At 37.4% G+C, this 26,152-nt stretch carries 22 protein-coding genes and 1 tRNA gene; 6 read left to right on the top strand and 17 right to left on the bottom strand.

All coding sequences use genetic code 11. The features are described 5' to 3' along the window. Window positions 1–101: 101 nt before the first annotated feature. Together GQR54_RS01250 and GQR54_RS01245 are read left to right on the top strand one after the other, a co-directional pair. Window positions 102–875, top strand: a complete 774-nt coding sequence (locus tag GQR54_RS01250; protein WP_007378079.1) for a phytanoyl-CoA dioxygenase family protein — start codon at window positions 102–104, stop codon at window positions 873–875. Between the two features lie 77 nt (window positions 876–952). Further along, window positions 953–2,056, top strand: a complete 1,104-nt coding sequence (locus GQR54_RS01245; RefSeq protein ID WP_166376297.1) for a 6-bladed beta-propeller — start codon at window positions 953–955, stop codon at window positions 2,054–2,056. Window positions 2,057–2,290: 234 nt separating this feature from the next. On the opposite strand, the gene GQR54_RS01240 is transcribed toward GQR54_RS01245, so the two are convergent. Next, the gene (locus GQR54_RS01240; RefSeq protein WP_166376296.1) at window positions 2,291–4,756 is read right to left on the bottom strand and encodes a ricin-type beta-trefoil lectin domain protein; all 2,466 of its coding nucleotides are present in this window, start codon (window positions 4,754–4,756) and stop codon (window positions 2,291–2,293) included. A 499-nt stretch (window positions 4,757–5,255) separates the two neighbouring features. On the opposite strand from GQR54_RS01240, the gene GQR54_RS01235 reads away from it, so the two are divergent. Next, a complete protein-coding gene (locus GQR54_RS01235; RefSeq protein ID WP_166376295.1) occupies window positions 5,256–6,266 on the top strand; it encodes an alpha/beta hydrolase in 1,011 nt (336 codons plus the stop codon). 107 nt (window positions 6,267–6,373) lie between these two features. On the opposite strand, the gene GQR54_RS01230 is transcribed toward GQR54_RS01235, so the two are convergent. Both GQR54_RS01230 and GQR54_RS01225 read right to left on the bottom strand, forming a co-directional pair. Then, window positions 6,374–6,802 carry a hypothetical protein gene (locus GQR54_RS01230; protein ID WP_007586178.1) on the bottom strand — a complete coding sequence of 143 codons (429 nt, stop codon included), beginning with the start codon at window positions 6,800–6,802 and terminating at the stop codon, window positions 6,374–6,376. Window positions 6,803–7,001: 199 nt separating this feature from the next. After that, on the bottom strand, window positions 7,002–7,181 hold the full coding sequence (locus GQR54_RS01225; RefSeq protein WP_024592379.1) for a hypothetical protein: 180 nt from the start codon (window positions 7,179–7,181) through the stop codon (window positions 7,002–7,004). A 284-nt stretch (window positions 7,182–7,465) separates the two neighbouring features. Here GQR54_RS01225 and GQR54_RS01220 point away from each other — a divergent pair, with 284 nt between their 5' ends. After that, window positions 7,466–7,852, top strand: a complete 387-nt coding sequence (locus GQR54_RS01220) for a YkgJ family cysteine cluster protein (RefSeq protein ID WP_007586180.1) — start codon at window positions 7,466–7,468, stop codon at window positions 7,850–7,852. On the opposite strand, the gene GQR54_RS01215 is transcribed toward GQR54_RS01220, so the two are convergent. The 4 genes from GQR54_RS01215 to GQR54_RS01200 form a co-directional block, all read right to left on the bottom strand. After that, window positions 7,823–8,137: a hypothetical protein gene (locus GQR54_RS01215; protein WP_165727321.1), complete on the bottom strand. Its 315-nt coding sequence runs from the start codon at window positions 8,135–8,137 to the stop codon at window positions 7,823–7,825. The genes GQR54_RS01220 and GQR54_RS01215 overlap by 30 nt on opposite strands. A 225-nt stretch (window positions 8,138–8,362) precedes the next feature. After that, entirely contained in the window at window positions 8,363–10,285 is a 1,923-nt protein-coding gene (locus tag GQR54_RS01210; protein WP_166376294.1) for a beta-agarase, read from the bottom strand. A 3-nt stretch (window positions 10,286–10,288) separates the two neighbouring features. After that, window positions 10,289–11,113 (bottom strand): alpha/beta hydrolase-fold protein, encoded by an 825-nt coding sequence (locus GQR54_RS01205; RefSeq protein ID WP_166376293.1) that lies wholly within the window; start codon window positions 11,111–11,113, stop codon window positions 10,289–10,291. 11 nt (window positions 11,114–11,124) lie between these two features. Continuing rightward, entirely contained in the window at window positions 11,125–12,234 is a 1,110-nt protein-coding gene (locus tag GQR54_RS01200) for a Zn-dependent alcohol dehydrogenase (protein ID WP_007586186.1), read from the bottom strand. A 141-nt stretch (window positions 12,235–12,375) separates the two neighbouring features. Here GQR54_RS01200 and GQR54_RS01195 point away from each other — a divergent pair, with 141 nt between their 5' ends. Continuing rightward, window positions 12,376–13,125, top strand: a complete 750-nt coding sequence (locus GQR54_RS01195) for an AraC family transcriptional regulator (RefSeq protein WP_166376351.1) — start codon at window positions 12,376–12,378, stop codon at window positions 13,123–13,125. Here the strand turns inward: GQR54_RS01195 and GQR54_RS01190 are convergent. The 6 genes from GQR54_RS01190 to GQR54_RS01165 form a co-directional block, all read right to left on the bottom strand. Next, the gene (locus GQR54_RS01190) at window positions 13,111–14,388 is read right to left on the bottom strand and encodes an FAD-dependent oxidoreductase (protein WP_166376292.1); all 1,278 of its coding nucleotides are present in this window, start codon (window positions 14,386–14,388) and stop codon (window positions 13,111–13,113) included. The genes GQR54_RS01195 and GQR54_RS01190 overlap by 15 nt on opposite strands. Before the next feature lie 16 nt (window positions 14,389–14,404). Then, window positions 14,405–14,713, bottom strand: coding sequence for a 2Fe-2S iron-sulfur cluster-binding protein (locus GQR54_RS01185; protein ID WP_166376291.1), 309 nt, complete (start codon window positions 14,711–14,713; stop codon window positions 14,405–14,407). Between the two features lie 60 nt (window positions 14,714–14,773). Next, the gene (locus tag GQR54_RS01180; protein ID WP_166376290.1) at window positions 14,774–15,946 is read right to left on the bottom strand and encodes a cytochrome P450; all 1,173 of its coding nucleotides are present in this window, start codon (window positions 15,944–15,946) and stop codon (window positions 14,774–14,776) included. Between the two features lie 449 nt (window positions 15,947–16,395). Next, entirely contained in the window at window positions 16,396–17,505 is a 1,110-nt protein-coding gene (locus GQR54_RS01175) for a mandelate racemase/muconate lactonizing enzyme family protein (protein ID WP_165741463.1), read from the bottom strand. Between the two features lie 316 nt (window positions 17,506–17,821). Next, a complete protein-coding gene (locus GQR54_RS01170; protein WP_165741465.1) occupies window positions 17,822–18,799 on the bottom strand; it encodes an SMP-30/gluconolactonase/LRE family protein in 978 nt (325 codons plus the stop codon). Continuing rightward, window positions 18,786–21,113, bottom strand: coding sequence for a beta-galactosidase (locus tag GQR54_RS01165; protein WP_166376289.1), 2,328 nt, complete (start codon window positions 21,111–21,113; stop codon window positions 18,786–18,788). Before GQR54_RS01165 ends, GQR54_RS01170 begins: the two co-directional genes overlap by 14 nt. A gap of 440 nt (window positions 21,114–21,553) precedes the next feature. Between GQR54_RS01165 and GQR54_RS01160 the strand changes: the two genes are divergently transcribed. Next, window positions 21,554–23,923, top strand: coding sequence for a TonB-dependent receptor (locus tag GQR54_RS01160; protein WP_166376288.1), 2,370 nt, complete (start codon window positions 21,554–21,556; stop codon window positions 23,921–23,923). A 363-nt stretch (window positions 23,924–24,286) separates the two neighbouring features. On the opposite strand, the gene GQR54_RS01155 is transcribed toward GQR54_RS01160, so the two are convergent. From GQR54_RS01155 to GQR54_RS01140, 4 genes are all read right to left on the bottom strand, one after another. Next, complete coding sequence (locus GQR54_RS01155; RefSeq protein ID WP_007586200.1) at window positions 24,287–24,907, bottom strand: FKBP-type peptidyl-prolyl cis-trans isomerase; 621 nt, start codon at window positions 24,905–24,907, stop codon at window positions 24,287–24,289. 69 nt (window positions 24,908–24,976) lie between these two features. Continuing rightward, entirely contained in the window at window positions 24,977–25,363 is a 387-nt protein-coding gene (locus GQR54_RS01150; protein WP_166376287.1) for a hypothetical protein, read from the bottom strand. Between the two features lie 52 nt (window positions 25,364–25,415). Further along, a tRNA-Ser gene (locus GQR54_RS01145) sits at window positions 25,416–25,506 on the bottom strand. Window positions 25,507–25,664: 158 nt separating this feature from the next. Next, on the bottom strand, window positions 25,665–26,042 hold the full coding sequence (locus GQR54_RS01140) for a hypothetical protein (protein ID WP_007582705.1): 378 nt from the start codon (window positions 26,040–26,042) through the stop codon (window positions 25,665–25,667). Window positions 26,043–26,152: the final 110 nt, after the last annotated feature.

Genomic DNA, 26,152 nt, shown 5'->3' with positions numbered 1-26,152 from the left:
ATGAATTCTATATTTTTATATAAATTACGCTTGACCTAAATGCTTAACCGAGCAATCATTGTTAACAATATACAACTGTAAGAGAAAATGGAAATATATTTATGTCACACACTTATTTAACACCACAACAAATAGCTGATTTTCATCGTGATGGTTATATTATTGTCAAAAATTACTACAGCGCTGATGAAATTGAGCTATTACAACAAACTGCTTTTAATGACGATACACTCTATGAGCGAGCATGGGACAAAAAAGACGCCGACGGCGCTGTAAGTAAAGTCTGTTTATGGCAAAAAACAGGCGACGATTTATACAGTATGTTTTCTCGCGGTCGTCGCTTAATTGAAGTATGCGAAACACTTATTGGCGAAGAGGTGTACCACACCAGCACTAAAATTATGATGAAAGAACCATTTGTAGGTGGTGCCTGGGAATGGCACCAAGATTTTGGCTACTGGCATCGTGATAACTACATGCTTTATCCAAAATCAATTAGCTGTATGGTCGCCATTAATAAAGCGACGCAAGAAAATGGTTGCTTGCAAGTACTTAAAGGCTCACATCATTTGGGACGATTGGATCACAGTAAAACGGGTGACCAAAAAGGCGCCTGTTTAGAGTTTGTAGAAGAAGCAATGAAGTACCATGAACTTATCAATGTAGAACTTGAACCAGGTGATGTACTGTTTTTCCACTGTAATTTACTGCATAAATCAAATCAAAACCGTGCTGCAGAACCTCGTTGGTCAATGATCAGTGCTTACAATGCGATTAGCAACCAACCATTTAAAGAAAACGAAGCTGTTTATTATCCTTTAAATCGCGTTAACGATGATGCTATTTTAAATTTTAAAGCAAAAGAACGCACTTAAAGTAACCTTCTAGCCTAAACCAGCTTATGCATTATAGCCCAATGCATAAGCTGGTTTTTTTATATGGAAAATTCTGTATGTTAACCTCAGAGCAAAAACACCTTATACCTCACGCTACTCCTAAAAATGACGAAGACCCGCACGGGAAAATAATTGGCCAGGGTCAATTTAAATACAAAATAGACGCCCACTGGGGGAAGTTAAACCCCAATAAATACCCTATAGAAAATTGTCATGCGATGGTGATGGACTCACAAGGGAGAATATTTATGATCACCGATAACACGACTAATAATATTTTAGTGTATAGCCAAAACGGTGAATTACTTGACGCTTTTGGAAGCTCTTTTCCTGGTGGACACGCTATAAAAATTGTAAAAGAAGGCGAGCAAGAATTTTTATACATTGTAGATAGTGGCTGGATTGTTAATCGCCACTGGGATGGTCACAGCACAGAGCAATGGGATAGCCCTACTAACAATGTCATTCCACAGGCTGGCTTTATTTCCAAAATGACCTTAGATGGCAAACTGATTTACAGTATTGGCCACCCACAAACGTGCGGTGCTTATAAACCCGAGCAACCTTTTCGTCCTACTGATATTGCCATTGCCCCCAATGGGGACTTATATGTAACCGATGGTTATGGCAGCGACTTTTTACTGCATTATGATAAACAAGGCCGCTATATAAACCATTGGGGCGGTCACCATAATGATGACGAAAATTACAATTTACACAACACCCACGGTATTGAAGTAGACTTACGCGATCCATCAAATCCCATATTAATAGTAAGCTCTCGTTTTGAGCAATGTTTAAAAGTATTTTCGTTTGATGGTAAGTACCTTGATAGAATTAGCGCTAATGGGGCATATATTGGCGGTCCCGTGTTCAAAGGCGAACTATTTTATGCACCTGTTTGCTGGTCGCATATTGACAATAAAAATGCTGACGACTCTGGCTTTATTAGTATATTTGATAAAAATAACACGCTCATAGCTAATTTAGGAGCACCGCAACCCCAGTACAAAAATGGTGAACTACAGCCGATGCAAAGTAACGGGGACATTTTTAATCACGTGCATTGTATTTGCGTAGATCAAGACGACAACTTATATGTAGGCCAGTGGAACTCCTCTAAAACATACCCAATTAAATTAATAAAACAACCATGCTAAGTTTAACGCTCTGAGAATAGTGTTTATTTTTAATAATGAGTACCTTGTACTCATTATAAAGCATAAAACTCACAGGCTTAACAGCAAAAATACACCTAAAGCCATTCCTCGCATATTTAGTATTAGTTTATTTGTATTGTGTTAGGCAGTTGTAGCGATACAAATAAAAAACTGCGAAGCTATCATATAGATAAACCCGCAGTTTGTTTATTACTAAACCTTTATTACACGTTTTTAGCGAGTAATGCTTTTACTCATTTTAAAGTTTTGTAATGTAAGTGAACTAACAGCGCCGCCAGTGTCTGGAAATGTCACTTCAATACTATTCGTTTTTGCAAGGTCGCTATAAGGTACCGGTATTTCAAGTACACCAAAGAAACGTTCGCGTCCTAACCCTCCATTAACCTGGTCGTACCCTCTAAAATCAGTAGGTACAGCGACTTTATTACCATTAACAGTAACCGTAGGTGTAAGCGACTTACCATGAGGACGACCAACACCTAAGCGTAATACTGCCTCGCCATTAGTTCCTTTATCAACGTTATTAATTGTAAAAAACTGAGTTGAGTTAGCAACAATATCTTTAACCACAGCACTTGCGTAGTGCTTAGTTTCTTGATTAATATTATTAATTATCACATTACTTTGATGACTAATTTTAATGATCATCGTTGACTCTGTGCCCAAATTAACTAAATCAGGTAATACTGTACTATCGTTATCATCAAGGACTGGTTTACCTTGAGCATCAGGATGTAAATGCTTAATGTTTACGCCAGTAACGCTATTAGAACCATCGCCTAAAACACTTAAATCAATATTGGTTGGTGAATTTTCAAGGCTGTTTAATACCAAATAAACATCTTTGCCATCAACATAAGCATCTGCTTGTATATCCAAATCACTCGCCCAGCTATCGATTCGCGTCCCTTTAATATCTGACCAAAGCTGGTAAAACTTAACCATTTCGGTGTAAACCCACTGCTCGCCGGTTTCACCTTCTCCCTCTTTAGCTTGACGTAGTAAACGCCAGTAATACGGAATGGTATCGCTTATACGGCCCCACTCTGCTTTTAATGGAATAAACGGTATGGCTTTATCAATACGGTTAGGCCTTTCCATAAAGCTCATAAGCATAGAGCTCATTGCTTTTAAACATAGCCAATCACGTTGCGGTGTCCATTTAGTGCCAAAAGACCCTTGCAGTTGCGATCCATATTCCGAAATGACTATTGGTTTAATACTCCCCCATTTATAAGCCATGTATTGCTCAACCATATCAAGAGTCGCTTCCATGTTACTACCTTTACGGTATTGCTCTTGATGTTGACCACCAGGGCCGCCTGGAAAGTTTGGAAAATCGTATAAGTGCATCGAAATAAAATCCATTTTATCTCCTGCAATATCTAGAAATGCCTTGTCGCGTTGCTTCCAATTATCAAAATAGTTTGCCCCTTTTTCATAATCAGGAAATGCCACTGTAAAACCGCCTACTTTTACATCGTTCAATGCTGAATTATTATGAACTACATCTGCAACTGAGTTATGTAGCCTAAAGATGTCATATAGACTTTCTTTGTCATAACCTTTATGAGGAAAGTCGTGTAGTTCAAATAGTGGCTCGTTCATAACTTCAAGGTATGTTGGGCGCTTTTGACCTAGAGTATCTGATGCGCCAGCTTTAAAGTACTTTTGTAAAAACTGCGCCATATAATCACCAAGCGCGGTGCCTAGTGGTTCGCCGGCAGTATCAGTTTGCGAAAAAGACCAGTTTTGGTTACCAATTTTAGTACCATCTGGGTAATAAGGGTGCTGCTGTGCTGCGACAATTAAATCACTGTTACGCCCTTCATGCTTTCGCATTGCTTTAGCTTCATCTGTGGTAATATTGGAGTAATTCCATTTAACACCGCCACCATTAGTTGTAGCCGTTACCGCACTTACATAACCTGGTTTAGCCGAATCTTCTGGTAACTGTGTTAATTGATATTTCATGCTGCCGGTATCGCGGCCAAAATATACATCATAATTTTCTAAAAAGTTCGTCATTAAATTAGGATCAGCATTAGGCGCATTTAAACTTTGAGCATTATTTCCAAACCAGTCACTTTCGGTATTTGATGAATGTAATGTAATAAACTTACGACGATCAAAACTATCAAACTGACCCACCGCATGCTTAGTATCAATATTAAACTGTACCTTGACTGTATCGTTACTAACGTTTGCACCGCTATTTATTTGTTGCTCAACAACAAACTTACTTTGATTTGCACCACACTGCGATTTAACAACTAAATTACTACCGTCTGATGTGTTAGTTGGTTGAACACATTTACCTCCTGATACATGCTTAATAGCATTAGCCGACGTTTTAGTAAACTTCACTCGGTTATCAAAGTCACAACCCGACCACAAAACAAGTTGCTGTCCATCGACGGGGTTTGCTAAGCCGCCAGGGTGGACGCATAAACCCGACTTAACGTGCTTTATACTCCCACCAGATGTCCAGCTAAACCCTGCTGCATCACCGCTACAGTTATTGTTTAATACTACTTGAGTACCATTTACTGCATTATCAGCGGTTCTAAAACACATTTGTGAAGACGTTTGTTTAATAACAGTGCCAGCGTGTGCATTAAAAACGCTTGAAAGTAATAGCGCGCTCGAAATCGCGCAATACAATGAGCTTTTTTTCATTTTTTGTTACCTATCTTGGTGTGAAAATTAATCCTTTGTGTAAAGGCATCGAATTCACAATCAATATAATGTTAACAATTAACTGTATGCAACAATAAATTAATGATTTGTTCAAATTTCACACCTTAGTACCATAAATAGGCACGTGAATTTAAAGTTTAAATGAACAACATGAACACAACATTTATAGTTACAAATAATAGTCACTTATAACACACACGACAAAAAACAACCGTAAGCATATGTTACTAAATACTTTTTAATTTATCGGCATGAAATAAGTACAAGAATTAAATTTTTATATATGCACTTAGTTTTTAAGAATATATTTTTTTACGACAAATTCGAATTGATATTTTAGAGGTTAAACTGTTAACAATTATTATATTTTATACTTAGACATTTAAGTAAATTGGAAGTTTTAATGAATGTAATTATTAAGATGGCTGGTCTAATTTGTTAATAAAGCAGTATTACCAAAACATTAACGAGTTTAGTTATGCACCCAGATATACAAAACAATCTTAAAATAAGACCTGCTCACATCGCCTCATTTATTGTGTTTTTATTAGTATCTATGTCTACACTTACCGCCAAAGTGTACGCCACAGATGCTGTATGGCCTTCAAAAACCACTTACAAATATGCAAACGTAAATGGTAAAAAAATATTTTATCGAGAAGCAGGCAAGCAACATGAGCAAACAATTGTACTTTTACATGGTTATCCGTCGTCATCACATAGCTACCGTGAGCTTATTCCGCTTTTATCTGGGCGTTATCATGTGATAGCACCTGATTATTTAGGCTCAGGTTATAGCGACCGCCCAAACCTTGGGGATCAAAAATATACATTTGAGTTACTGGCTAGATATGTTGAAGGACTACTGACAACGCTTAAAGTAAAGCGCTACAGCCTCTACATTCAAGATTTTGGAGCACCTGTAGGCTTTAGAATGCTGTTAAGTAACCCAAATAAACTCGAGGCATTAATCGTGCAAAATGGTAATGCATATTTAGAAGGTTTAACTCCTGCAAGGCAAACATTTTTTAAAACAGCTAATCAAGATAAATCCAAAGCACAACAAGCTAAGCTGTATTCATTTACTTCAGAGCAAGCCATTACTAATAAACAGTACTTACGCGATGTGCAAAATAATACTCAAATAATGAACCCTGATAGCTGGACTCACGACCTTCATTTTTTACAAACTAAAACTGATCGATCAATTCAAGTACAGCTACTACAAGATTACTACAACAACCTACTCGACTACCCCAAATGGCAAGCATATTTAAGAGAGCATCAGCCACCTACATTAATTGTATGGGGTAAAAACGATCCAGCATTTATAGCTGCAGGCGCTAAAGCGTATTTAAAAGATGTACCAAACGCAGAACTGCATTTACTCGATTCTGGGCACTTTAGTGTTGAAGAAAAACCAGTTGAAATAGCAAAGTACATTGTGGACTTTATGGATAAATTAGCGATTAAAAACAAACAAAACTAATTTACTTTGTAATACAAAAAAGCGCTGAAGGTATGAAATAACCCACCAGCGCTTTCTTGTTAAATATAAAGCTAAATAAAACGTTAAATAATACTCACTAAATCAGCTTAACCTTCTTCTTCAATAAGTGACTCTAGTAGGTCATGTATTTCAGCTTTAAGCTCTTTGTCTTCAATTTTATTAGCGCTAACTTTAGCATTTTGAAGATTTTTAATGGCCTCGTCTTTTTGACCAAGCTCAAGCTGTAATGTAGCCATTGAAAAAGAAACCGACGACATGTGATCTTTGTTATTAATCGCAATCGACTTTTCTAATGCTTTTTCGTAAGTAGTAATTGCCTCTTCTAACTCTTCGGTAAAATCAGCTAAAGTTTCCCATTGTACAGGGTGATCTTTTGAGGTGTTTTCGTTTTCAATACAAATAGCTTTTAATTGAGCAAATAACGACTCAAACTTTTCACGGTTATTTTTGTTAGCCGCCGCCATTAAATCTTCTGCTAGATCATGTACCGCTTTATATACTTTTGTATTCATCATCACTGGTTATCCTTTAATGCAGCTAAACTCATTTACTCACTCAATTTAGCTAAAATGTATCATTACAGTCATTATAAAACGTATTTAAACAACTGATTTATTTAATTTGGTGTATAGCGTAATAATACATTAATAATGAACATCGCGTAGGCGTTAAACACTCTGAGATTAAACTTTATCGCAATTACTCTTGGTAAACTTACACGCTGAATAAACTTGCAACCCAATCCAACGTAAAAATGGTCGTAAAGACTTTAAGTGCAATGACAACTAAAAATAATAGGATGATTGCCGCTTTGGCTTTGCTACTTTTAAGATTGTTCCAATACAATAGCTTTGCATTAAATTCTGTTTTTAACTTAGTGACAGCCTCCTTCATAATAACGCCCTGCTTAGGTATCTGCGCTCAGCAACATTTAACAATCACACAGTTGCTCAAGCGGGGTTTGTAATATTTTTCGCTACCTTTAGAGTAAACCATTAAATAAAGCCTGTACTATATAAAATGTAACAAAGGGTTTTAACTTAAGTTATTGTATCTAACTATTGTTTACACACCCAAAAATTAAAGGATGGGTAAATTCAGTAGAGCGTTAATAATAAATTTGGTGCTACACTAATAACTAACTTAAACTCGTTAACAGCCAACCAAATTAGCAAATTATGAAAGAATGCAACCAGTGTGGTAAATGCTGTATTAAATATGGCGGCGGCGATTTAAGCGCAACGAAAGAGGAAATAGATTTATGGGAGCTCTTTAACCCCGAAATTTATGAATACGTTAAAAACAACGAAATTTGGTTTGACCCAAAAACAGGCTTAAGACTTCAAGTGTGCCCATTTTTAGAAATTGCGCCTAAAAAAGATCCTCTCGCTAAAAATATGTATACCTGCAGTATTTACCTCGACCGCCCAGAGGACTGTCGCCACTACCCAAGCCTCATTCCTGAAATGATCAGAGACGAATGCGAAATGATTGAACCTATCGACATAAAAAATCAAACCAGGGCTCAACATAAACTAGATATACTTATGATTGATAGTCGGTAACTCTCTTTTAAACTGCAACAGGTTATTGGTTATTTTTTTATTTTTAAATAAGAGTAAACGTGTATACCAACAACCTATAGCCACAACAATAGAGCCAAAGCAAATTACAAATAAGGGTATTATAGGCTCATTCCATCCCATTGGAATAATTATAATAAATGGAGTTACACTCGCTAAAAGAACCATAGGTAAATTAAAAACATTAAATTTTTTTAATAAAATTGATATTGGTACCCCATAAACAAGTAGTGCGGGATAAACATAAAATAAGCTTCCGCCAACCATTAAGGCATCTGTTTTCTTTTCGGCCAATAGCACAAGTAAATATAATACACATAAAGATCAATCACTAATGCATACGAATTATGCCATCTATTTTTAAAATTTAATAAGACTTCTGTGATAATTAAAGATTGTCTATGAATTTAAAAAGCGGACGAATAACAACTAAGGCCACTAATAATTAGTGACCTTGCTTTTTATATCATAACAAATAGTTAGTTTTTTAAATTAAATATCATCACTGTACTCAAACGCTTGGAGCGTCACGCTGCTAACAAATCCGCCATCATCAGGATATGTAACTAATATTGTATTATTGGTTTTTAACAGCTCGTTTGGTACTTCGATTTCTAGCATACTAAATACTTGTGGGCGAAATACTTGCTCATCACCGGCATAATCGGTTGGTACAGTAACTAAAGTGTCATTTACTTTAACGATAGGTTGTTGAGCTAAATCATGCTCTCTACCAAAACTTAAACGCAATATACCTTTACCATATTCACTTATTTTTACATCGTTAATGTTAAATTTAAGCGCTGTATTGGCTTTAATTGCCTGTTTGTAGGTTGTTGCATAGTATTTATGCTCGTCAGACTCAGCAATAATTTTTATATTGTCGCTGAACGTATATTCAATAATTACTGTGGCTTCTGCGCCTATGTTAATGCTTTTTGGTAACTCATTTTTTACACCAATATTTTGTGATGTTGTTGTAAGTGTTGGCTCACCATTAGCAAAGTGCAAGTGCTTAATTTTAATGTTATTAATCGGATTGCTTGGTAGCTCTGTTAAATTTAGCAAGGCGCTATTAGCACTTGTTTCTAAATTACTGATAATTACATATGCTTTGTTATTGTTTACGTAGCTATCAACTAATAAGTCTGCTTCACTTGAGTCAGTATAAACGCGAGTGCCATTTACATCTGACCACAATTGATAAAATTTAATAATGTCGGTGAATACATATTCATCGCCTGTTTCACCTGTTTTTTCGTCATTGTGGCGTAGTAAGCGCCAAGCATAATCGCGTCCCTCATTACCACTCCACTCTGCTTTTGCTAAACTAAATGGAATGGCTTTAAGTATGAGATTCGGTTTAGCCATAAATTGCATCATCATAGGGCTAAACGATTTCATAGTTTGCCAGTCATTTATTGCAGTCCATGGCGTTGCTTCTGTTTTATGGTCACGCCCGCCGTATTCCGAAATCATGAAAGGTTTTACCTTACCTAGTTTAAGCTTTTCGTATTGCTCCATCATATCCATAGTGGCTTCTATACGGGCTCCTTTAAAGTTAGCAACGCCTTTATCGCGGTTTAAGTAGCCAAAGTCATAAAGGTGAATCGAAAAATAATCCATGTATTCACCGCTGGTATCTAAAAATAGCTTCATTCGCTCATCCCAACGATTGAAATTGTTATCGTCAAACCATGGAAAGGCAGTGGTGTACCCACCAATCTTAATACTTGTATTAACTTTTCGTATGCCTTGGGCTACTTCGTTATGAAAAATAAATGTATCGATAGGCTTACCGTGATGTACATCAACAAGTTCGTAAAGTGGCTCATTAAGTATTTCAAGGTATTGTGGGCGTGCTGGGCCTTTGTTCGGTCCTTGGTTGTCATTTCGATAAAATTCATTTACAAAATGTCCCATGTATTGACCCACGGCATCGGTATTAGCAAAGCTCCATTCGCCTTTGCCTTTATGATTACCAATCCAAAACTGATTAATTTGCCCGCCTATCATTACATGGGCTCTATTGTCGTATTTATGAAGCTTCGACAACGTTTTACCATAATAATCTTCGCGAGCAGTTTTGCCATAAGCAGCGATACTCTCAGGGCTTGCGTACCCTAGATTATTTGGGTTTTGCTCAACTTGAGTCGCGTAATACGGCATAGAACCGTTATCACGACCAAAGTACACATCAAGGTCGTTAAGTAAGTAGTCGAGCTTATCTTCTTCCCCCTTCCAATCGGTTGTTGTTAGCATCGAGTGCATAACAATATATTTGCTTCTATCAAAGGTTGATAGGCCGTCAATACTTCGCTTTACGTTTAAATTTACGGATACTTCTGGCTGTGCGACTAAATTGCTTGATGCAGTACATGCAAATGCAATTAAAAGTGAGCTAATGACTTTCATGGGTTATTTCCTTATTTTAATTGTGTGAGTTTTGCTTTCTAATTGAGCAAAAAAGATCATAGTTTTAGCTACATGTTCGTGCCAATACTCCCAGCAATGGGTGCCTGCAAAAATATCGAACGTATGAGGAACATTTTCATCAACTAGCTTTTTTGCAAGCGCAGTATTAGCACTAAAAAGTACATCGTCTTTTCCGCAATCAAATCGCAGTGGCGGTAATGTCTTTTTATTCGCGCTCAATGTTTTAAACACGTCGCCTTTGTACTTATCAGTGGTTTTTTTTAGTGGCTTTAGAGTGTGTTCATCAACAAAGTGATTAAAGTCGTCAAGCTCAGTAATTGATGAATGCGCTGATATACCGCTAAAAATAGTTGGATGCTTTGCACCTAAACATAATGCTCCATACCCTCCCATTGAAAGGCCCGTAATATAAATATTTGATGAGCTCGAGCACATTGGTTGAGTTTGAATAACAGCGCTAATCACATCATCAACTATCCATGCTTCATAATCTGCATTTTTAAGTGGCAAATACCCGCTGCCCTCGGCGTGCGCGCCATCTGATGGCATCACTAATACAAACTCGTTAAGGCCACTGCTACGAAGCTGCTGATACACTTTATGTACGCCCCCTAGCTGGCTCCACACCCAGTGGCTACCATACACACCATGCAGTAATACAATTATAGGTACATTTTTATTACTGGTTGCTTCTTGGTAAATGCTTATATCACCTCGCCCTTTTAAGTGGCTGCTATACGCGGTTAGCGTTACAAAGTTATCAGCGGTGTAGCTGCTATTTGATATTTCTAAACGATGAATTGCCATTTTATACTCCTTTAATCATCAAACACGACGACACCTTTAGCGATACGCCCTGCTAGCATGTCGTCAAAGCCTGTTTGTAACTCATCTAACGAGTAAGTTTTTGTGACTAGCTCATCGAGCTTGAGCTTTTTTGCGTCATAAAGGTCTAGTATTTGAGCAAAGTCGCGCTTAGGATTACATTGCCCGTAGAGCGGATTTATATAAATTTTATCCCACTCAAATAGTTCGCAATCAAAATCTATTTTTTGCTCAATGCCACTCACTTGTACCGCAACTCCCGCGCTGCGTATTAATGCTAATGGCGCTGAACCAAGTGCCGGCACTGCTGTACACTCAAAGGCATAATCGGCTCCGCGACTATTTGTTAGCGCTTTAACTTCGTTTATCATGTGAACTAAATCAGGGTCATACTTTTTAGCAAGTACGGTATGTGTAGCACCAAATGCTTTAGCTTGTGTTAATCGCTCCGGTGACAAATCAATTGCTATTATTTTAGCGGCGCCTGAAATTGCAGCCCCTTGTATTGCATTTAGTCCTACGCCTCCACAGCCTAATACGGCCACTGAAGAACCTGCTTTTACTTTAGCTGCATTAACTACTGATCCGTAACCGGTCATTACGCCGCAACCAACAATACTTGCACTTGGAAAAGGAATGTCACTGTGTATTTTTATAACTGCAGCAGCCTTAACGACGGTGTATTCGCTCATCGTACCTAAATGAAATGAGCGCTCTAAGCTATTGCCATTATGCTCACACGCTTGTTTACCTGCGTGTCCGCATAAACCATTGCCAGTTACGGGGCTATTTACTTCACAAATGTGTAAATTACCCTCTTGGCACTGGAAACACTCACCACACGGAATTGCCCAATTTAGTATTACTTTATCGCCGATAGTAAATTCCGTTATACCTTCGCCCAACTCAACAACGGTTCCTGCGCCTTCATGACCAATGATAAATTTTTTATTCCACGTTTTAATTGAATCCCAATCAGTATGACAAATACCTGAGGCTTTTATTTTAATTTTTACTTCGCCAGCACTTGGTTTTCCGACATTAACGGTATCGAAGAAAAAACCGCCTTTTCCATCTGCAATTGCAGCTTTTGCCTTGTACATGTAGACTCCTAAGTCTCTAAATATAAGTATTATGTTATGAAGCAACCGACAATTTACTGTGAACCGTTTTGTATAAAAGACGGTTACGATTTCGAAATTCATCATGTAAGTTATCTTCAGCACGATAGCTATTCATGTTTTATGCACTTTCATCAGGTGCATGAATTTATATTTTTTGAACAAATTGACGGCACTTATTTTTATCATCAAGGTGAATCGATTCTTTCTGATTTTGAGGCCGTTTTTACACCCGCTATGGAAACCCACGACTTTGCTTTAAATCCGCGCCCTAAATCTTGGTATATTGTGCAATTTATGCCTGAACGCCTTAATAATCAGGCCTTACAAGAATTTATAGAATTACTAAAAACTGGTTTGCATTTAAGCTTTAGCATTGAAATACAAAAAAGGATTCATAAGTTGCTCGCTTGGATGCTTAGCGAATTTAACGAAAATCCTAAAAGTAAAACCTGTGCTCAACTGTTTGATAGCTTAATCACTATGGTGTGCGAATATGGTAAAAGCAGTTTATCTAAGCAGCAAACGTCATTAAGTAGCTCAGCAAGTTTTAAAAAGCTTGCTCCGGTAATTAATGAGCTTAAAACAAATAACGGCCTTAACCTGTCACTTGAGCAAGCCGCAGCCCTTTGCCATTTATCACCTTCGTATTTTTCAAGGGTATTTAAAAAGCACTTTAGAGTGCCTTATTCCGACTACCTGATTCAGCACAAGTTATATAATGCCGCACGGTTACTCGGGCAAAGTAATGTTTCGGTGACTGATATATCTTACGATTTAAGCTTTTCTAGCCCGTCGTATTTTATTAAGCAGTTTAAACATCACTTTAAAGTGACTCCGCATCAGTATCGACAGCAGTTACGCCTGAAATAACTGAGGTTTTGCAAGTGCTATAGTCAAATTGTTCAATACCTGTTTGTTTACCTTTAAACCTTGCTTAATAGCCTGTGTGCCAAGTACATAGGCCTTTGCATAATTAACAGCTTCCACACAAAGCAGTGTGTCGTTATTAAAGTACCAAAGTGAAAATTGACCGGGAGCTTCTTGGCGCTTAATAATCTCGTTATAGCCTTGTGATAAACCTACTATTTGTAATTTATATTCGTATTGATCTGACCAAAACCAAGGGAGTGCAGGAGCTGACGTATTATTTTTAGCTAAAAACTGCGCAGCAACTTTAGCTTGGTCAACTGCGTTTTGTATCGACTCAAGTCTGATCCAACGATTATAAATTTTATTAAAATGAATAGTGCAATCACCAATTGAGTAGATATCAGGGTGTGATGTTTGGCATACGTCATTTACTTTTATGCCTTGCTCAACCACCAGCTCAGCATCTGTTGCAAGTTGTGTATTTAGCCTTACACCTACGCCAATTAAAATAAAATCGGCGGGATACTCACTGCCATCACTACATTGCACATAATGTTTATTGTTTGTGTGCTTAATTTGTACAATATCTTTTGCTGTTTGCAGGTCTACCCCCTTCGTTTTGTGTAAATCAGTTAAAAAGTTAGACATAGCAGATGATGTGACTCGCGATAGTATTTTTTCTTGTTTTTCGATAACCGTTACTTTAGCGCCAAGTGCAATAAAGGATGACGCCGATTCAAGGCCGATATAACCTCCACCAATAATCACCACTTCTTTGTTAGTGCTTGCACTTAGCGCTTTTTTTATTGCTACGGCATCACTATGTGTTCGCATTGCGAAATATTGAGAGGTGCCATATTCATCTACAGTTTCACTAAGGCCTGTAATTGGAGGAATAAAAGCTGAGCAACCGGTTGCGATTACTAATTTATCAAATGCTAGATGCTTATTATTTTCAAGAGTAACTATTTTGTTATCTTTATTAATTGCAGTAACACGCTCACCTAAACATAAATCTATATGGCTATCTGTGTAGGATTTTTGCACCTTTAAAGGTATTGATTTTACCTCTAACGATTGCAGCGTTTTTTTAGACAGCGGTGGCCTGTGATATGGCAGTTCAGGATCGCTATCGAGTAATGTAATTTTACCCAGCCAACCTTGCTGGCGTAAGTTAAATGCAAAGTTAACGCCGCCATGGCTTGCACCAATAATTACAACACTTTGCTGCAGCCTGTTTGATTCTAATTGTGTGTTTTGCATAATGATGCCTATTTTATTAGTTAGCGACTACAAAGGTCATGCCATCAATAGCCTCAGTAACCTCAATTTGACAGCATAAACGGCTATACTGTGTAACGTTGTCGTCAAGCTCTAACATGTCGCTTTCTATTTCCTCTGGTTGACCTATTTTTTCAAAATCATTTGGAGCTACATAAATATGACATGTTGCGCATGAGCAAACACCGCCGCAGTCGCCATCAATACCGCTAACACCATTAGCGGTTGCAAGCTCCATTAATGAACCACTATCGCCTTCAACTTCAACTGCATCGTTTTTTTTGGTTATAAATATTACTTTCGCCATCGTATTAATCCTCTACTTTTACTTGTTACTGTATTTATTTAACTATTTTCTACGGTGTTTTTATTTTGATTTAAAGCTAACGTGCAGACTGTTAAAGCCTACCTTTCTTGAAAACTCACCGAGTTTTTCAATATTTTCATCTGCTTTTATTGTCTCTATTTGAGCAACTTTATTAGCAAGTGATAACACTAGTTGACGTAGAATTTGGCGGGCATGCGTTGCGCCCAAACAATTGTGATGGCTAAAACCAAAACTAATATGCGGGTTAACTTTTCGATCGAAGTCGACATTGTTGGGATCTTTGAATACCTTTTCATCGCGATTAGCCGACGCCCAACATAACGAAACTCGTGTGTCGGCTTTTATAGCGTGCTCACATACGCTTGTGTCTTGCGTAGCGACACGGCCCATTTGCGTAAGCGGCGAAAAATAGCGAATTAGTTCTTCTACGGCCCTGTTTAATATTTCAGGCTGATCATCAATACGCTTTAAATCGCTGATGTTTTCGCTAAAGTAGGCAATAGAGTTTGTGATCGCGTTTATAACGGTGTCGCGCCCCCCTGCAAAGGTGAGGATCATCACACCTTTTATTTCTTCTTTACTCAGCTTTTTACCGTTCGCCTCTGAATTTAAAAGCACTGAATATAAATCATCACCAGGGTTTAAAATGGCGTTTTCTATTTGCTCATCAATGTAGTTGTATAGAATATTGGCTTTATCGCCATCAAGGTCACTGCCTTCACTTCTAAATACATGAGTACCCCAATCTATCCATGTTTGTGCTTTATCCATTGAGGTATTAAGTAAAAGCGTTAACGCTTTAGATTGAAGTGGTAAAGCAAATTGTGACACCACATCAAACGACTCTGCTTTAAAGGCGTTTTCAATGGTTTCATCAATAATGGTTTGTAAACGCGCTTGGTAACATTCATCTAATGGGCGTTTAAACCAAGGGTTTAATAGTTCACGAAAACCGCAGTGCTCAGGCGGGTCTACTTCAAATGGAATTTGGCGTGTTTCACGTATTGCCACTTCTGATGGAATTACAATACGTCCAGGTTTAGCACCCGATTGAAAAACAGCACAATTATGCGCTGCTTTTCGTACATCTTTTAAGCCTAAGATCATATTTACAGGATCGTTTTGGTCATCCATTTGACCCATTCCTGTTACTCTTCGTTGCTGTGCAAACGCATCGGGAAACTCGCTAATACCAGTTACTTTTGACGTCATAATGAAACCTAATTTCTATTATTAATCTATTTTTGATACACCATTTTAATCACAACTTAATGATACAAATACACGGATTTGGCTTAAAAATGGTAATTTGATGCTCTTTATTGCTATTTTTAAAATATAAAAAAAGCCAGCAATTTAAGCTGGCTTTGGTGGGGTTGTGAGAGCCCTTAACTAATTAATTTAAAGCATTGAAATAAAACTATTCTCGGCGTTAATTACAACCATCGGGTTTACAGCAGACTTAGCAATTTGGGTTTGTGTAAAACAATCAATATTTGCAATGGCAATAACTATTTACCTTTATAAAAGCGTCCACAAAATCAGTACTCATAAATTAAAACTTATGACAAAGAGATTATCATTCATTCCTTGATAAATAATTTCTACACTGAATTTGTGGACACACAACAACTCTTTTCTTTTATTACTAATTTTTCTAGTTACGACTGTTTAATTAAATGTGTTCTCATTAGTTGAGGGTCAAATTCTACACCCGTCCCAATTATATCTGGCGCGCACGCTTGCCCATTTTCAAGCTTTAAAGGACGTGTTGTATATTCATCTATAGGGAATGAATGAACTTCTAAAAAACCAGCGTGAGGCTGAGATGCCAACAGTGATACATGTAGTTCATGCATGCCATGGCTACAAATAGGTAAATTATGGGTATATGCCATACTCGCTACATGTAACCACCCTGTTATGCCACCAATATTTGATGCATCTGGTTGTAAAAAACCTAATTTAGCTTGACTAATCGCATAGCCAAATTCGTGCAATGTATGCAAATTTTCACCCATTGCAAGCGGTATTGAAGTCGCTTGTGCTATGCGAGCAAAGCCTTTGTAATCATCAGGTATAGTCGGTTCTTCAAACCAGGTTATGTCGTATTTTTCAATTGATTTAGCAAAACGAATAGCTTGCTCAACAGTCATTGAGTAATTGGCATCTACCATAAGTATTTTATCTTTACCTATTAGCTCTCTTACTGCGGCTACACGTTCTATATCTTCTTTAAAGTTGGGTTTACCGACTTTAATTTTTACTGCATTAAAGCCACGATTTAAATAACCATCTATATTACTAAGCAGTTTTTCTTGGCTAAAGTTTAAATCTATTCCGCCTGCATAGCATTTTGTTTGGTCACTGCTACCACCCGCAACTTGCCATAATGGTGCATTTAAGCGCTTACACTTAATATCCCACAGCGCTATATCAACTGCTGAAATCGCAAAGCTAAGTAGTCCACCTCGGCCAACATAATGAAGATCCCACTGCAATTTGTCCCAAATTGCCATGATAGACATAGAATTTTGTCCAATTAGACCGGGCTTTATTTCATCGTTAAGGAGTGAATAAATTGCGCGACCACCTTTGCCGCCAGTGTAGGTATATCCCATCCCTTCATACCCGTCGTGAGTCATAATATGCACTGTAATAACTTCAAAGTGAGTGTGATCGCCATGCTTTGCATCACTTAACACTTCTGCTAGCGGAATTTGGTAATACTCGACTTTTACACTTTTGATTGTTTGTGATGATACTTTCATTAAGCCACCGAATTAGTTAACATGACACTGTTCATTGTTAACAATTTACAACAGGTATTTGTTGTTGTAAAGGTTATCTGTTTAATTAAGCGAAATTATCCGAAGGTCTGTTTATCTTTGAGAATTAAAATTTGTTCAAACTCGAGGCTATTTAATCGCAGCGTGAGATTTGTAACCTAGTGGGCTAAGTAAAAACCGAGCAAAGCTTCCGCGTCCTGCTCACGCCCCTTACCTTCATTCATGTAGGCAACAAAGAGTAAATAGCCCCTATCAAGCGTGCTTATAGGGGCTTTAATTTAACAATAGAATAACAAGACTATTTTAAATCAAGTGCCAATAGCTGTGTATGCGCTGTTATATAAACGCGGTTTTGTGATTGGTTAAACGTTAGATTAGCACTAATATTTGGCATTTCAATTTGAGCTAGTAGCTCAGCATTTTTATTAAATAACCATAACCCATTGGGACCTGTAGCAAATATAATCCCACTTTTATGTACCTTTAAACCATCTGGTAAGCCTTGGTCATGCTTAATTGCTGGTGGTAATTCATAAAATAAAGATTTACTTATCACTGCACCGCTGTCATTTAAATCATACTGATACCACGCAGGTTTATTAGCATTAGATGCCGCCACATATAAGGTTTTATTATCAGCTGATAATGCGACCCCATTAGGATAAATAAGATCACGATCCAATAAGGTAAGTTCCCCTGTATTTTTAAGTGAATATACCCCCTGAAACTTAAGCTCTTTGCCTTCATCATCTAATTGATTAGGTAAACCATAGGGTGGATCACTAAAATAAAGCATGCCTTGGTCGTTAAAAACGCCATCGTTTGGGCTGTTAAACTTTTGTCCATTATAATGACTTACAATTTGTAGGTATTGTGGTTTAGGCGTGCTTAATGGCGTCTTCATTTTTGATATAACACGTGAGCGCGATTGCAAAAGCACAAGCTCATTTTGTTTATTTACAATTAAACCATTTGAATAGCCACTATGCGCTAAGTACAAACTTGCACCTTTACCTGGTGTATATTTATAAACCTGATGATTAGGTATATCAGAATATAATAAATATCCTCCTTGATTAACCCAAACCGGCCCCTCTAGCCAGTCATAACCCGAAGCGAGGGTTTTAACATGGCTATTTAAGTTAAGCACTTCAAGCGCTTGCTCATTAAATATTTTGTAGGGGCCTTGCTCGAATAAAAGTGTGTTACTTTGCTTAGCAGATACACCCAAACAGAAAACACACACAGCGCTTAGTATATATTTAATTTTTTGCATTATTATACCTGCGTTCATACAACGATTTATTCACGCTTTTAGCTGCATCTACAAGCGGTTTGTAAGGAATGTCCGTTACATTTACAAAGCCTACATTGTAGTTTTCACCATCGTATGCTCGCCCAGTTAGTGGAGAGTCTATGTATTGAAACCAATGCGCACCAACAAAATATGGGTTATCTATAACGCTATTCATATATTTTTTGTATTTAGTACCACGCTCTTGCTGAGATTGAGTGTGTATAAGGCCTGGGTTTAATAGCCCAGAATCAAGCGCACCATTATGAAATTCACCTATAATGCTTGGCATGTCTATATCAGATAAAAATGCCCAAAAATCTTCATTTAATCCCTCTCGGTAATAGTTGTAGCTCATCACATCTACATGCGCGGCAGCGGCGGCTCTTATTTCAGGCGTCATACCCCAGTCAGCAAAACGTGCTCCCATATTCAGCTGATTTGGAAGGTGTTTAGCTATAGCCGCGTCAACCACTGCAAAATACTGATTAGCATAATGAAATAACATCGCTGATAAATCGATATTAGTTTGCTCGTTAAACTGCGTGAGTGCGACGCCTGCAGCAAACTCATCCCATGAGGCAATACGTGTATTCCATGCTTTATTAAGTTTGCTAATTTGGCTGTACTTATTTTTCATTAAGGTAACAAATTGTGCTTTAGTCGGGCTATTTTGGGCGTTATTTTTAAGTGTATTAATAGCAATACCATAACGTGAGGCGTCAGAATTCATCATGCCCCAGCTTTTTTCGTTATCAATAAATACACCAACACACCAAGGACTGTTTTTAACTTGCTGGGCTACTTTTGCAAGCGTTACATCAGCGCGCTCAACGAATAATGGATCAAATGGGTCAGGTAATGGGCTCCAGTAGTCGTTACCACTGCTTACCGTTTTGAAATTACCAATGATCCACGCATTAGCAAAGTAAGGTAATTGGTTAGTATGGTAATAGTCTTCTTCTATCCAATTACCAAAAGAAGTAAAGCCCCATGAAAGCATGCGTTTTACAGTGGTATTTTGCCACTGTTTCATTAAGTCGTTGTTGTTATGGGTTTGATATTTTCGCTCTAAATTAGCGCGATAAAAGCTAAACGTTTCACCTTTTTTAATTGCACCACTGTGAACTTCGCGTCTGTAGCCGTAATTATCTGCTAAAGGGTTATTTTGCTCGGGTAGCCAATTAAACATATCAGATCTTAGTGTTGAGCTTTTATAACGTGTTGACCACGCAGTTTTTGGAGCTGAATTTAATCCTAATGAATCCTCTGGTGTTAAATCATTAGCTTCGCGCTGCTTAATATAGCTTTGGTCAAAATCGTAACCGGTAATAGTTGAAGTATTTGCCATACGAACGTTATCAATGCCGGTTGAAAAAAACAGATAACCTTCTGGGTCGACTAAACTCCATTTCCCTTTGTATTTTTCAGTTCTAAAATATCCCGTTGCCTTTAATTGTGGGCCGTTTTTCCAGCCACTATATTTAGAACGTCCTTTCATTGGTGAGTTTTGTAAGTTAATTTGCTCTTTTTGAGAAATAACTTGTAGCTGCTCTGTTGAAGATACTTTATTGGTAAAGTCTAATTTTGCATTTTGCCCAAATTTATCAACTAACCCTTTTAGATAGTTAGTATCAAAATTAGTTGGCTTTATAAGGCGTAAGTTGTCTATTAAAATTCGTTTATCGTCAAGTAGCCCTTTTACTCCAAATGATATTTTTACAATGCTGCTAACGTCGATATTTTTTTGTCCGCCTCTATAGATTATTGGCGTATAACTGCTTTTCCAACTTGGTGGGTTTGAGCGAATACCTGAATTAACATTTAAATTTGCGCCTTTTAATTCTATGTAATACGTATTTTGAGACTTTGCTGGCACAACAACACTTCGAGTTTGAAATTGTCCCGACTTGTCTATTGTCTTTATGTATAGGTAAGTAGAAGCCTCATCAGGGTTTTGTATATCAAGTGCAAGGGCAAAGTTTCCTGTTGCTTGCCAATCCCATCCTTTTGGGTTTATAAATTCAAAGTCACTTTCTACATTAGATTTAGATTTTAATGTAACCGCTAGTTTATGGTTTCCACCTTCCTTTATTAATGTACTAAAGCCATTAATTGTATTTATATATTGGCTGTAATTATCCTGTTCAAAATCAAAAATTATATGCTCTTTTTTTAATGGAGTGGCTCCTTTAGTTGAATTTTGATCTGAAGCTTTCGCATTGTGACACCCTGCAAGTACCGATAAACAAAAAAACGAGGATGCTAATTTTACACTATAAGGATTGAGAAACATGTTGGCCTACTATTGTGCGTGTTTAAATGTGTACTTTTGAGCAATAATTGATAGCTAAAAAGCGTTAAAACTACACAAGATAATTACACACGCGACGATATAAAACAATTAACTGTTAACAATATAGTGAATTTTAGAAGCGTTATATAATAGAGGGAGCTATTAAAAAAATATAAATTATAGGTAAAAAACATAAAATTCAATACTTTAAACACTACTCTCCATAATCATTAGCAGATATTCTTTGAGGGTACTACGAGTAGATTTGTTACAGTAAAATAGAGTTAATGCCAGATTAACTTCTATAGTAAAGCAAACAGTTTATCGGCACTTTTAGTGGTTTAAACGCAAAATACAAAGTTATACTATAACATTGTTGATTCGTTAATTTTACGGTGTTATATTATATCACAACATAATAACCACGAACCAATATATCCATGACAAAGTTAACATTAATCTCCTCTGCTATTTTTTCTGTTTTATGTTCTCAATCAGCTTTGGCTGCAACCGTTACTGGTAAAGTAATGGATGATAAAAATCAACCAATTAAAAATGCCTCTATCCATGTGCATGGCAAAAACCAAAGCGTTAAAAGTAATGATTTAGGCGAGTTTGCTATCGATATAGATGCAAACAGCCAATTACATATTAGTAAAGACAACTACATAGACTCTCGTATTGCTGTTACCGAATCTTCAAATAATCTGTCTGTGTCACTTAAACCAACATCGGTTGAAACAGTGGTTGTTTATGCCTCTGCACTTCATAAGAACAGCCTAGAAATGATATCGCCAGTAAGCGTGCTCTCAGGTGATGAATTAAGAAATAAATCTAAACCAACACTTGGCGAAACTCTTAAAGGTTTACCAGGCGTAAATGCAAGTTACTTTGGCCCTGTATCATCAAGCCCAATTATTCGTGGTTTAGATGGTCCTCGCGTTAAAATTACGCAAAACGGTTTAGATGCCAGCGATGCATCACGCATTGGCCCTGATCATGCAACATCAAGCGATAGTTTAGCTGCAGAGCAAATTGAAGTATTACGTGGTCCAAGCACCCTACTTTATGGCTCTGGCGCTATTGGTGGTGTGGTAAATGTGGTTGATAACCGCATTCCTACTAGCAATATTGACGATTTAACAGGCGCGGCTGAATACAGCCACGACACTGTATCTAACGCAAATACAGTTGCTGCAAAGCTTGAAACTGGTAATGAAGGCTTTAACTTTCATTTTGATGGTACAAAACGCAGCGGCGATGATTACCAAACACCGACCTTTACTATTGCCGACGATGATGGCGATGTTGAAACCGAAAGCTCGGTAGAAAATACTTTTATTGATAGCGAAACACTCAACTTTGGTACCAGCTATGTTGGCGATCACTTAACGATTGGTTTTTCTTACGGTAGCATTGATACTGATTACGGTATTCCTGGGCATGAGCATCATCACGATCACGAAGGCGAAACTGAAGAAGAGCATGCAGAACATGAAGATGAAGCTGCTGAAGAGCCAGTTTATGCACATTTAGAGCAAGACCGCTGGCAAGGGCTTGTAAGTTACGCTCTTCATAATAACTGGATTGAAACCATCAACCTACGTGTTGGCTATACAGATTATTCACACAGCGAAATTGAAGATGGCGAAATTGGTACTACTTTTAAAAATAAAACGACTGAAGCACGTTTAAATGTAGAGCATAAGTTTGCTGATTGGCACGGAATGATGGGCTATCACTACAGCGATTCTGACTACGATGCAATTGGTGAAGAAGCATTTACACCCGCGAGTGTAACTACAACTAACGCATTATATTTACTAGAAGAGCGTGAATTTGGCGACGTGACAATAGAGCTTGGTGCACGTGTAGAAGATTACAAAATTGAAAGCCAAATCACGGCACACGAACATAGCCACGATGAAGTAGAAATAGATCATAGCGACGAAGAAACTATTGGATACAATAAAAGCTTTACCAATTTAAGCGCCTCTGCCGGTGCCATTTGGCAGTACAAGCCGGGTCATAGTATTGCGACAAGTATTTCTCACTCAGAAAGAGCTCCGCTTTCTGCAGAGCTTTTATCAAATGGTTTACACATTGCAACTGGCACTTATGAACTAGGTCTTGGTTACAACATTGAAGATAATGAAGCGCATTTTGAGCCAGAGAATATCAAGCAAGAAACCTCAACAAACCTAGATTTAAGCTTTAGACGTTTTAGCGGTGATTTTGGTTACACCGTTAACTTTTTCTATAACGATATTAAGAACTTTTATTTCCAAGAAAATACAGGTTTAGTTTACGATGAAGAAGATGGTTTAGAATCAGCTATTGGTGCACATGACGATGCTGTTGCGGTTTATCAGTTTACAAGTAAAGACGCAGAGCTTTATGGAATTGAGTTTGACGCACATTACCAAGTAACCCCAAGCGCTATGGTTAAAGTATTTGGTGACTCAACTCGTGCAAAACTAAAAGACGACGAAGGCAACTTACCGCGTATCCCTGCCAATAAATTAGGCTCTGAGTTACAGTACGATTTAGGTGACTTACAACTAACGCTTACAGGTACTCATTACTTTGATCAAAACGATGTAACTGCATTTGAAACAAAAACCGATGGTTATACGTTATTTGATGCACAAGCTAATTACCAATTAGGTTTAGGCAGTGTAGATGCACAGCTTTATATAAACGTGGATAACATTACTGATGAGTTAGGCTTTGTGCATAGCTCATTTATTAAAGATAAAGCCCCACTACCTGGCAGAAACTTCCGCTTTGGTATCCGTGGCTACTTTTAATAGCTGACAAGCTCTTTAGTTTATATATTTAAAAACCGCATTTTATTAAGGCGGTTTTTTATTTTTAGAATATATAATATCAACACGCAGTAATACTTAATCGATTTGAAGGATTAAACCTGACGCTAACTGCGTTAAGAATTTCTGATATACGACTGCATGGAGGCAGGAGGCAATGCAAGAGCAATTAGTGATAACAACTAAATAACGAAATTTTTGCCTTGTTATCGACACGATTTTCTTAGCGAAAAATAGATCACTTAATTAAGCTAATTGGTATAAAACTCTTAAATCACAAACACAAAAAAGCCGTATTCAAATTGAATACGGCTTTTTACACTTTTAAATTAAAATTTATTTAATTTAAGAAATGATTTCGTGTAGCTCAACATCAAATACAAGCGTTGAGAAAGGTGCGATTGCAGCACCTGCGCCACGTTCACCATAAGCAAGCTCATGAGGAACGTAGATACGCCATTTAGTACCTACAGGCATCATTTGTAATGCTTCAGTCCAGCCTTTGATCACGCCACCAACTGGAAATTCAGCTGGTTGACCGCGCTCGTATGAGCTATCAAACACAGTACCGTTAATAAGTGTACCGTGGTAATCAACACGTACTGTAGACTCAGCTGTTGGCTTTTCGCCTTCGCCAGTTGCTAGTACTTCGTATTGAAGACCAGACTCAGTTACTGTGATTTCAGGACGTTTTGCGTTTTCTTCTAAGAATGAAATACCTTCTGCAGAAAGTACTTTAGACTCTTCTTCACGACGAGCTTGAATCTCTTCGTTTATTTTTTCAAATGCAGCTTGGATCTCAGGGATCTCAACTTGAAATGCGCTACCAGCGTACGCATCTTTCATGCCTTCAAATACTGAATTTAGGTTTAAGCCTTCAAAAGGATTAGACTTAAGTTGCTCACCCATTTGTAAGCCAATACCGTAACTTGCTTTTTCAGCATCTGTAGTAAAATTATCTGACATAATGTGTTTTTCACGTTTTGTTAGTTAAAAGACGGGACTATGCTATCACAAAATAAACCGCGTTTGGGGCTAGTTTTTGCTGAGTTTTAGCTTAATTAGGCCAACAATATAACTACAAAGCGGCAAACTGAATAAAATTCCAACAAGTAGAGGCATTGTTAGTAATCCTGATTCGCCAAACAGTAAAAATGGCACTACAAGCAGCCCTATACAACCAATAAAAACAGAGCCAATAACTGGCCAATACTTATCGTATTTGGTAATAAGATGGGCAGCTAAAACATTAAAACCAACACCATAAATTAAAGCGGTAATTAATGGATACTCTGGTTGAGCATCTATAGCCATTTTTACTAATAAGCTAATAGCACTTTGATAGCAGTAACCAAATACCGTCCATAATAAAAGATGTTTTATTAATTTCTGCGAGGTTGGTAGGTTTGTTGCTTTAGTCATTTAGAAACTCCACAAAGCAAAAAACCGCCCATAAGGCGGTTTTTTTAAATAATGGTGGAGAGATAGGGATTTGAACCCTAGATGGGCTATAAACCCATGCCGGTTTTCAAGACCGGTGCATTCGACCACTCTGCCATCTCTCCGCACGGCGCGAATAATATGGCTAAATACATAACTTGTAAAGAGCTAAATAGAAATTAATATAAAATATTAACATATTGGATAAAATAGACCCACTTTGTTCTTTTGTTAAGCTCTTCACTTTAATAAAAGTGTAGTTAATGGACTAAAGTTAAACACATTAATAATATTGTTTAGGTCTACGTGCAATCCAAGAGCAGATTAAACAAGCCAATATACTCAGTGCGGTAAAGGTAACGCCTTGAAAAATTAAATCGAATCGATTTAAATCATCACTTGGTACTACAACAAACATAAAAGCTGGTAGCACACTAAGCGATAAAACGTAGCAACATACTTTAAATGCACGCCCAAAGTCGAAACGTTTGGACTGGTGCATCCACCATGTTAACAACACAAGCATACCCATCGCTGAACCGGCTATAAAGTGTGATGCATTTGTGCTCATTGCAACATACAGTGTTACAAAAGCACCAATGATTCCCCAAATTGACCATGCTAGCCAATTCTCTTTTTCACGTAAAAATAAATTTCCCATAGTTTTCGTCTTCTTTATCGTTATTTTTATTAAGACTTTCCATAATGTATCAAAAAACAACCGATTAAAAAACAAACTGAAGAAGATTTAGTAAATTTAGTGCTTCCAAG

It is taken from the genome of Pseudoalteromonas sp. Z9A4 (assembly GCF_011378845.1).
Lineage (GTDB): Bacteria > Pseudomonadota > Gammaproteobacteria > Enterobacterales > Alteromonadaceae > Pseudoalteromonas > Pseudoalteromonas arctica.
Note: the sequence above shows the minus strand (reverse complement) of the source record. Positions and strands in the feature narration are given on the sequence as shown.

What these genes read in the sequence shown, in the direction of transcription:
- GQR54_RS01250 (WP_007378079.1), top strand. Translation starts at nt 102, where the DNA reads ATGTCACACACTTATTTAACACCACAACAAATAGCTGATTTTCATCGT.
- GQR54_RS01245 (WP_166376297.1), top strand. Translation starts at nt 953, where the DNA reads ATGTTAACCTCAGAGCAAAAACACCTTATACCTCACGCTACTCCTAAA.
- GQR54_RS01240 (WP_166376296.1), bottom strand. Translation starts at nt 4,756, where the DNA reads ATGAAAAAAAGCTCATTGTATTGCGCGATTTCGAGCGCGCTATTACTT.
- GQR54_RS01235 (WP_166376295.1), top strand. Translation starts at nt 5,256, where the DNA reads ATGCACCCAGATATACAAAACAATCTTAAAATAAGACCTGCTCACATC.
- GQR54_RS01230 (WP_007586178.1), bottom strand. Translation starts at nt 6,802, where the DNA reads ATGATGAATACAAAAGTATATAAAGCGGTACATGATCTAGCAGAAGAT.
- GQR54_RS01225 (WP_024592379.1), bottom strand. Translation starts at nt 7,181, where the DNA reads ATGAAGGAGGCTGTCACTAAGTTAAAAACAGAATTTAATGCAAAGCTA.
- GQR54_RS01220 (WP_007586180.1), top strand. Translation starts at nt 7,466, where the DNA reads ATGAAAGAATGCAACCAGTGTGGTAAATGCTGTATTAAATATGGCGGC.
- GQR54_RS01215 (WP_165727321.1), bottom strand. Translation starts at nt 8,137, where the DNA reads ATGGTTGGCGGAAGCTTATTTTATGTTTATCCCGCACTACTTGTTTAT.
- GQR54_RS01210 (WP_166376294.1), bottom strand. Translation starts at nt 10,285, where the DNA reads ATGAAAGTCATTAGCTCACTTTTAATTGCATTTGCATGTACTGCATCA.
- GQR54_RS01205 (WP_166376293.1), bottom strand. Translation starts at nt 11,113, where the DNA reads ATGGCAATTCATCGTTTAGAAATATCAAATAGCAGCTACACCGCTGAT.
- GQR54_RS01200 (WP_007586186.1), bottom strand. Translation starts at nt 12,234, where the DNA reads ATGTACAAGGCAAAAGCTGCAATTGCAGATGGAAAAGGCGGTTTTTTC.
- GQR54_RS01195 (WP_166376351.1), top strand. Translation starts at nt 12,376, where the DNA reads ATGCACTTTCATCAGGTGCATGAATTTATATTTTTTGAACAAATTGAC.
- GQR54_RS01190 (WP_166376292.1), bottom strand. Translation starts at nt 14,388, where the DNA reads ATGCAAAACACACAATTAGAATCAAACAGGCTGCAGCAAAGTGTTGTA.
- GQR54_RS01185 (WP_166376291.1), bottom strand. Translation starts at nt 14,713, where the DNA reads ATGGCGAAAGTAATATTTATAACCAAAAAAAACGATGCAGTTGAAGTT.
- GQR54_RS01180 (WP_166376290.1), bottom strand. Translation starts at nt 15,946, where the DNA reads ATGACGTCAAAAGTAACTGGTATTAGCGAGTTTCCCGATGCGTTTGCA.
- GQR54_RS01175 (WP_165741463.1), bottom strand. Translation starts at nt 17,505, where the DNA reads ATGAAAGTATCATCACAAACAATCAAAAGTGTAAAAGTCGAGTATTAC.
- GQR54_RS01170 (WP_165741465.1), bottom strand. Translation starts at nt 18,799, where the DNA reads ATGCAAAAAATTAAATATATACTAAGCGCTGTGTGTGTTTTCTGTTTG.
- GQR54_RS01165 (WP_166376289.1), bottom strand. Translation starts at nt 21,113, where the DNA reads ATGTTTCTCAATCCTTATAGTGTAAAATTAGCATCCTCGTTTTTTTGT.
- GQR54_RS01160 (WP_166376288.1), top strand. Translation starts at nt 21,554, where the DNA reads ATGACAAAGTTAACATTAATCTCCTCTGCTATTTTTTCTGTTTTATGT.
- GQR54_RS01155 (WP_007586200.1), bottom strand. Translation starts at nt 24,907, where the DNA reads ATGTCAGATAATTTTACTACAGATGCTGAAAAAGCAAGTTACGGTATT.
- GQR54_RS01150 (WP_166376287.1), bottom strand. Translation starts at nt 25,363, where the DNA reads ATGACTAAAGCAACAAACCTACCAACCTCGCAGAAATTAATAAAACAT.
- GQR54_RS01140 (WP_007582705.1), bottom strand. Translation starts at nt 26,042, where the DNA reads ATGGGAAATTTATTTTTACGTGAAAAAGAGAATTGGCTAGCATGGTCA.